Origin of the sequence: Phenylobacterium deserti (assembly GCF_003254705.1) — a bacterium.
In the GTDB taxonomy this organism is placed as follows: domain Bacteria; phylum Pseudomonadota; class Alphaproteobacteria; order Caulobacterales; family Caulobacteraceae; genus Phenylobacterium; species Phenylobacterium deserti.
The window spans coordinates 481,407-487,450 of the sequence record NZ_QFYR01000003.1 but is presented as its reverse complement, the minus strand read 5'-3'; the positions used below and the strand labels follow the sequence as shown (position 1 = coordinate 487,450).

Below are 6,044 nucleotides of genomic sequence, written 5' to 3'. Positions count from 1 at the left end.
GTCGAGATAGACCTTAAAGCCTATCGCCAGAACGCCACCGCCTGCGCTTCTCTTTCCATTCCAACGATGTCAAAGACCCAGGTCGGGGAAAACCGACCCCGCTCAATCAGAGCGCCTTGTTTGGTATCCACTTGATATAAGGACCGAAATCCGAACTTCAAGTGCGACAAGCTGGCATGCCAGCCCGCTCTTCTTTGAGAGCCCCGGGGGCGAACCGTAGGTCCGTCCGGCGGGAGGCGGCTTATATGCGAATTCGTTTCCGAACCGCAAGACCGCCAAACCGAAAATTTTCGGCCTCTCGGAAGAGACGGAAAAGTTCGAAAAAGCCAAGGCTTTGAAGAGCTTCCCCGCCGCCGCTGAACCTGCGTCTCCGCTGCCCAGCGGCGAGGGGCGGGTAACTAGTCCTGTCCGCGGCGCGCCGCAAGCGGGAAATGCATGTCCGTTTTGACGCACCCTTTCGAGCCTCCCCGGCGCCAGTCGTCTGCAATCGGCTCTTGAACGGACAGACCATAGGAATGTAGGCGCGTACCCAGGTTCCCTTTCCGGAGCCGAAATCCCGAACCTGACGGATGTCACCATGCTTCAGTTCAAGCCCCACGCTTCACCGACGCCGGCGGATACGCGCGCCACGCTTCTGGAGAACCCGGGCTTCGGGAAGGTATTCACCGATCACATGGTGACCGTGCGCTGGACCGCCGACCGCGGCTGGCACGACGGCCAGGTCCGGGCGCGCGAGCCGTTCGCGCTCGATCCCGCCGCCGCGGTCTTCCACTACGCCCAGGAGATCTTCGAAGGCATGAAGGCCTACCGCACCGCCTCGGGCGAGGTCGTGCTGTTCCGCCCCGACGCCAACGCGCGCCGGTTCGTATCTTCGGCCGAACGGATGGCCATGCCGGCTCTCCCGGAAGAGGTGTTCCTGGCCGCGGTGGAAGCCCTGGTCCGGATCGACGCCGACTGGATCCCGTCCAGCGAGGGCAGCCTGTATCTGCGTCCCTTCATGATGGCGACCGAGGCGTTCCTCGGCGTGCGTCCCGCGCAGGAGTACGTCTTCTGCGTGATCGCCTGCCCGGTGGGCGCCTACTTCAAGGGCGGGGCCAAGCCGGTCACCGTTTGGGCGACGGACGAGTTCAGCCGGGCCGCCCCCGGCGGCACGGGCGCGGCCAAGTGCGGCGGCAACTACGCCGCCAGCCTGCTCGCCCAGGCCGAGGCGATCCGCAACGGCTGCGATCAGGTGGTGTTTCTGGACGCCGCTCAGCACCGCTTCGTGGAAGAACTCGGCGGCATGAACGTCTTCTTCGTGATGGAAGACGGCACGCTGGTGACCCCGCCGCTGAGCGGCACCATCCTTCCGGGGATCACCCGCGACTGCGTGCTCACGCTTGGCCGCGAGTCGGGGCTCGATGTGCAGGAGCGCCCCTACAGCTTCGCCGAATGGCAGGCTGACGCGGCGAGCGGCCGGCTGCGTGAGGCCTTCGCCTGCGGCACCGCCGCGGTGATCGCCGCGATTGGCGAGGTGCGCTCCCCCGCGGGCGCCTTCCAGATCAGCGGCGGCGTGGAGGGCCCGGTGACGGGCAAGCTGCGCGACCAGTTGGTCGGCATCCAGCGGGGCGTCGTTGCGGATAGCCACGGCTGGGTCCGCCGCGTGAGCGTCGAAGCAGCCGCAGCCTGACTCTTCCAAGTTGCGCCGCGTCCAGGGCTTCGGCTCAGGACGCGGCTTGCAGCGTCACGCTTGCGCCCTGCAGACCGGGCGAGCTGGCGGGGACCACGATGCGCCGGCGCCGGGCTTGTCCATTCCGGCGGCGGTGTTGCTTTCCGCTCGTACGAAGCGCAGCCATCAGACCAGTTCACCGATCGGAGGGCCGCGGGTTGAGCGAGTTCTTTCTGACGCGGCGCCAGCTCGCTTTTGCCGGCGGCGCTGCTTCTTTGGCCTCACCTGTTGCGGCGCAGGGCAAGCTTACCGTCGGAGAGGCGTTGGCGAAGGTTCGGCAGGCGATAGGCGCTTCTGCGGACGCTGGCGCCGAAGGGCTGCTGCTGGGCGCAGCCGACCAGCCCGTGCGCGGGGTCGCTGTCGCCGCCGTGCCTACGGCCGCGGTGCTCCAGGCGGCGGCGAAGCGCGGCTGCAATCTGATCTTTGCGCTGGAGTCGCCGCTCTACGCCCGTCCGGGCGAAGCTGGATCCGGCTATCCCCCAGGCTCGGGCGCCCGCGCCGCGGCGGCGCTGAAGGCCGAGCCCGTTTACCGGGGCAAGGCGGCTTTGGCCGCGCGGCTCGGCGTTTCCGTGGTCCGACTGAACGAGTCGCTTCAGGCCAGCCGTCCTTCGTTGGCCGCGGACACGCTGGCGGCGCGCTTCGGCTGGAGCGGGGGCGAGACGGCAGGGCAGGGGCGCATGTACGCCATCAAACCCGCGCCGCTCAGCGCCTTGCTGCGGCAGGCTTCGCGCCTCGCAGACCGCGGCGGGCTGCGTCACGTCGGGGCGAAGGACATGATGATCCGGTCCGTGCTGGTGGTCCCCGGCAAGGCCGATGTAGTTCCGTCGGTGCAAGGGCTGCAGAAAGCCGATCTTCTGCTCACCGGCGATCTGCGTGAGTGGGAGATCGTCGAGTACGTGGCCGACAGCGCGCCTGCCGGGCGCCCGAGAGCCTTGATCGCGCTCGGCCGCACCGTCTCGCAGCAGCCGTATGTGGACGCGATCGCCGAGTGGCTGAAGCCCGTTCTGCCTGGCGTTCCCGTCACGGCTGTCCGCAACGCTGATCCGTTCTGGAGGCTCGCATGACCCCTCGCGAACTCGTCGCCCGCATCATGGCGCGGGCCGAGGCGGAAGGCGCGCCCGCGCCGGCGCAACCTTCCCGCCGCGACACCTTCAAGGTCGGCGATCCGGACGTGCAGATCACCGGCGTCGTGACCACGGGCATGAGCACGCTCGACGTCCTCCGTCGCACTGTCGCAGCAGGCGCCAATATGGTGATCACCCATGAGGCGACCTTCTTCCGTGACGACGACATTCCGGACTTTCTGGAAGGCGATCCGATCTACGCCGCGAAGGTCGCCTTTGCGCGCGAGCACGGCGTGGTCATCTGGCGCGATCACGACCTCACGCACCGCATGCGGCCGGACCAGATGTTCGAGGGACAACTGAAGCTGCTCGGCTGGACCGCCGACGCCGCACCACCCGAGCAGCGGATGCCGGTCGTGACGCTGCCCAAACCTATGAGTCTCGAGCGCATCGTGCGTCACGTGGTCGAGAAGACGGGCGTGACGTCCTATCGCGTGGCGGGCGATCCCAAGATGCAGGTGCGGCGGGTGGCTGTGGGCGTTGGCTACGCCATGCCGAGCTTCCAGGTGGCTCCGGACATCGACGTGATCGTCGGGGGCGAAGCGGCGGAAGGCTCGGACAGCCAACTGCCCACCTATGATCTCGCGGCATTCGCCGTCGACAGCACCGCGCTGGGTCAGCCGCGGGGCCTGGTCCTGCTCGGCCACATGGGCACCGAGGACATCGGGATGCAGGTCGTCGCCGACTGGATCAGGAGCTTCGCGCCCGAGATTCCCGTCCAGTACCTTCCTGCGGGCGAGCCGTTCGGCGCGCCTCTGTAAAGGCGAGATCCGGAACCGTTAAAGCTCCGCTCCATTTCAGAGGCGGCGGTTCAGCGCACGCGAGAAGAGGCGGCGGGGATATGAAGAAGGTGGCTCTGGTGCTGGCCCTGGCGTCGATGCTGGGCGGCTGCATGACGGTTTCGGCTTTCCGGCAGGCGAAGGACCTCACGGGCCGCCCCTTGTCCGACGCGGTCGAGCGTTATGGTCCGCCGGACCAGCCGGTGAGGGAAGGCGTCCGGTCTTACAGCTGGAGCCATGGTCGCCTGAGCGGCGCCTGCAAGCTCGCCGTGGACGTCGACGCGTCCGGACAGATCACCAACGCCTCAGTGATCGGCGTTGGCTTCGATACCTGCAAGACGCTGCTGAAGAGCCGGCGCGGCGGCTGACAGGCGCCGCCGGCCCTTTCAGGTCAGACTTCCCAGCTGAACCGTTGAGCCACCAAGGCGACTTGAGTCCGGTTGCGGACGTTCAGCTTCCGCATCAGGGCCGTCATGTGCACCTTGACCGTCGCCTCGGCGATGCCGAGGTCGAAGGCGATCTGCTTGTTCAGTAGTCCGGAGTGGACGCCACGCATCACCTTCACTTGGGTGGGCGTCAGTTGTGCGAAAACAGTGGTGTCGACCGGTTCGAGAGTCGAATCGGTAGTCGCGGCCTGCGGCGCGTAGTCCATGAATGCCTCGTCGTTTCCCCTAGAGCCGTGGGGGCGCGACTGCCGGACCACTTCCCGACAGGACGGGCTCCTACGGCAACTCCTGTTCGCATTCCCTTCCCCTGCCGTGGCCATGTTTCGGCCTTCTGAGCAGTTGGACAACTTGAGACTAGGACTGCGCCATAACAGCGTCAACATACCAAGGTTTTTAGTTGTCACGTCGAAATCTGTCCTACAGCCTCCCGACTCAAGCGGCTGTTCCGAGGCGGGCGGGCGAGTGCCCGCGGGCTCGACGGCTTCGGTCCTGCCGCTAGGGAAGAGCGACGAGGTCCTCGGGGGAGGCGTCGATGAACGAAGGCCGGTTGGCGGATCGCGCCTACACCAACATCGTCGGCATCATCCGGGAACAAAAGCTTGTGCCGGGAGAGCGCCTGCCGTCGGAAGCGCGCCTTGCCGAGATGTTCGGAATGTCGCGGGGCATCGTGCGCGAAGCGCTTGTTCGCCTCGCCTCGGACGGCATCACCGAAGCGCGGCGCGGCGCGGGCTCGTTCGTCAAGCGTCGCCCATCCGAACGCCTGGCGGCCCACGTGCCGATCGACACCATCGCCGCCACGCTTGGCACCTATGAGGTGCGTTTCGTGCTGGAGGCCGAGGCGGCGCGCCTGGCCGCCATGCGACGCTCGAGCGAGCAGATGGCCGAGATCGACACGGCGCTCTCCCGACTGGCGGCGGCGCTGCTGTCCAGCAACCCGGCTCATGACGAAGACTGGCAGTTGCACCGCGCTATCGCGCTGAGCACCGCAAACGCGGCTTTCATCACCACCTTCGACCACATGCATGATCAGGTGGAGCGTATCCTTAAGGCCGGCGTCGAGATCTCCCGCTCCCGTCCCCCCGAGGTGATCCGGGCCATGCTGCAGGAACACGAGATGATCGTGGATGCGATCCGGGTTCAGGATCCGGACGCTGCGGCGCTCGCGATGCGCTGGCATCTCTCGCAGGGGCGCAAGCGCCTGATGCCGGACGGCCTGTAGCTTAGAGGGCCGCGATGCTCGGCTGACACGTCAGCCATCGGCAGGCCTCGTCCAGCAACTCGTCCGCGGGACGGCAGGCATCCATGATCAGGGCCGGCTCGCCCGCGCAGGGTTCCTCCAGCGCTGCGAGTTGGCTGGCGAGCAGGGTAGGGGGCATGTAGTGGCCCTGGCGACTCGCGAGCCGTCTCGTGAGCTCTTCGGCGGGCGCCTTCAGCATCAGGAAGCGCAAGGGAACGCCGGCGCTGGCCGATAAGCGTTGACGGTAGCTGCGCTTGAGGGCGGAGCAGGCGGCCACAGCCACGCCGCCGGAGCGCGCGGAGGCGCCGAGCGCCGCAGCCAGATGGTCCAACCAAGGCCAACGGTCGTCGTCCGTGAGAGGCGTGCCGCCCCGCATCTTCTCGATATTGGCGTCGCTGTGAAAACTGTCGCCTTCGTGGAAAATGCATCCAAGGCGCGAAGCCAGCTGCGCGCCGAAGGTCGACTTCCCGCTAGCGCAAACGCCCATCACGACGACTGCGCGGGGTTCCTGAGAAACGAGGTCGACCGGGTTGGGCACTGAAGTTCTTGCCAACTTGTGTGCATCGCCAGTGCGTGACTGGCATCCCGCCAGCCCCGACGGAGGCGGTGCAGCCTGTATCCCGCCCCTGCGACCAGGTGACCACTACGACTATGATCGTACTCGGCATGCGCGAGTCTGGCTGCTACCCCTTGTATACAACTAGACGCTTCGTGCGCTCTGGAGAGCCGCGCGCGAACGCGCCTGTCAAA

The 6,044-nt window shown here is 66.9% G+C and carries 7 protein-coding genes; 5 read left to right on the top strand and 2 right to left on the bottom strand.

Going from position 1 to position 6,044, the window contains the following annotated elements; all coding sequences use genetic code 11:
• Positions 1-577: 577 nt before the first annotated feature.
• The 4 genes from DJ018_RS14875 to DJ018_RS14860 all read left to right on the top strand — a co-directional run bounded on the left by DJ018_RS14875 (position 578) and on the right by DJ018_RS14860 (position 3,979).
• Entirely contained in the window at positions 578-1,669 is a 1,092-nt protein-coding gene (locus tag DJ018_RS14875; protein ID WP_111515731.1) for a branched-chain amino acid aminotransferase, read from the top strand.
• Positions 1,670-1,866: 197 nt separating this feature from the next.
• Positions 1,867-2,772 (top strand): Nif3-like dinuclear metal center hexameric protein, encoded by a 906-nt coding sequence (locus tag DJ018_RS14870; RefSeq protein WP_165842936.1) that lies wholly within the window; start codon positions 1,867-1,869, stop codon positions 2,770-2,772.
• A complete protein-coding gene (locus tag DJ018_RS14865; RefSeq protein WP_111515729.1) occupies positions 2,769-3,593 on the top strand; it encodes a Nif3-like dinuclear metal center hexameric protein in 825 nt (274 codons plus the stop codon). Before DJ018_RS14870 ends, DJ018_RS14865 begins: the two co-directional genes overlap by 4 nt.
• Before the next feature lie 80 nt (positions 3,594-3,673).
• On the top strand, positions 3,674-3,979 hold the full coding sequence (locus tag DJ018_RS14860) for a hypothetical protein (protein WP_111515728.1): 306 nt from the start codon (positions 3,674-3,676) through the stop codon (positions 3,977-3,979).
• Positions 3,980-4,002: 23 nt separating this feature from the next.
• Here DJ018_RS14860 and DJ018_RS19570 read toward each other — a convergent pair whose 3' ends face one another.
• Positions 4,003-4,263, bottom strand: a complete 261-nt coding sequence (locus DJ018_RS19570; RefSeq protein ID WP_111515727.1) for a helix-turn-helix domain-containing protein — start codon at positions 4,261-4,263, stop codon at positions 4,003-4,005.
• A 326-nt stretch (positions 4,264-4,589) separates the two neighbouring features.
• On the opposite strand from DJ018_RS19570, the gene DJ018_RS14850 reads away from it, so the two are divergent.
• Positions 4,590-5,276 (top strand): FadR/GntR family transcriptional regulator, encoded by a 687-nt coding sequence (locus DJ018_RS14850; RefSeq protein WP_111515726.1) that lies wholly within the window; start codon positions 4,590-4,592, stop codon positions 5,274-5,276.
• 1 nt (position 5,277) lies between these two features.
• Here DJ018_RS14850 and DJ018_RS14845 read toward each other — a convergent pair whose 3' ends face one another.
• Positions 5,278-5,832, bottom strand: coding sequence for a gluconokinase (locus DJ018_RS14845; protein ID WP_240609564.1), 555 nt, complete (start codon positions 5,830-5,832; stop codon positions 5,278-5,280).
• Positions 5,833-6,044: the final 212 nt, after the last annotated feature.

Bases quoted from the DNA above. Each gene is read 5' to 3' on its own strand.
- DJ018_RS19570 (WP_111515727.1), bottom strand. From the start codon at position 4,263: ATGGACTACGCGCCGCAGGCCGCGACTACCGATTCGACTCTCGAACCG.
- DJ018_RS14865 (WP_111515729.1), top strand. From the start codon at position 2,769: ATGACCCCTCGCGAACTCGTCGCCCGCATCATGGCGCGGGCCGAGGCG.
- DJ018_RS14850 (WP_111515726.1), top strand. From the start codon at position 4,590: ATGAACGAAGGCCGGTTGGCGGATCGCGCCTACACCAACATCGTCGGC.
- DJ018_RS14860 (WP_111515728.1), top strand. From the start codon at position 3,674: ATGAAGAAGGTGGCTCTGGTGCTGGCCCTGGCGTCGATGCTGGGCGGC.
- DJ018_RS14875 (WP_111515731.1), top strand. From the start codon at position 578: ATGCTTCAGTTCAAGCCCCACGCTTCACCGACGCCGGCGGATACGCGC.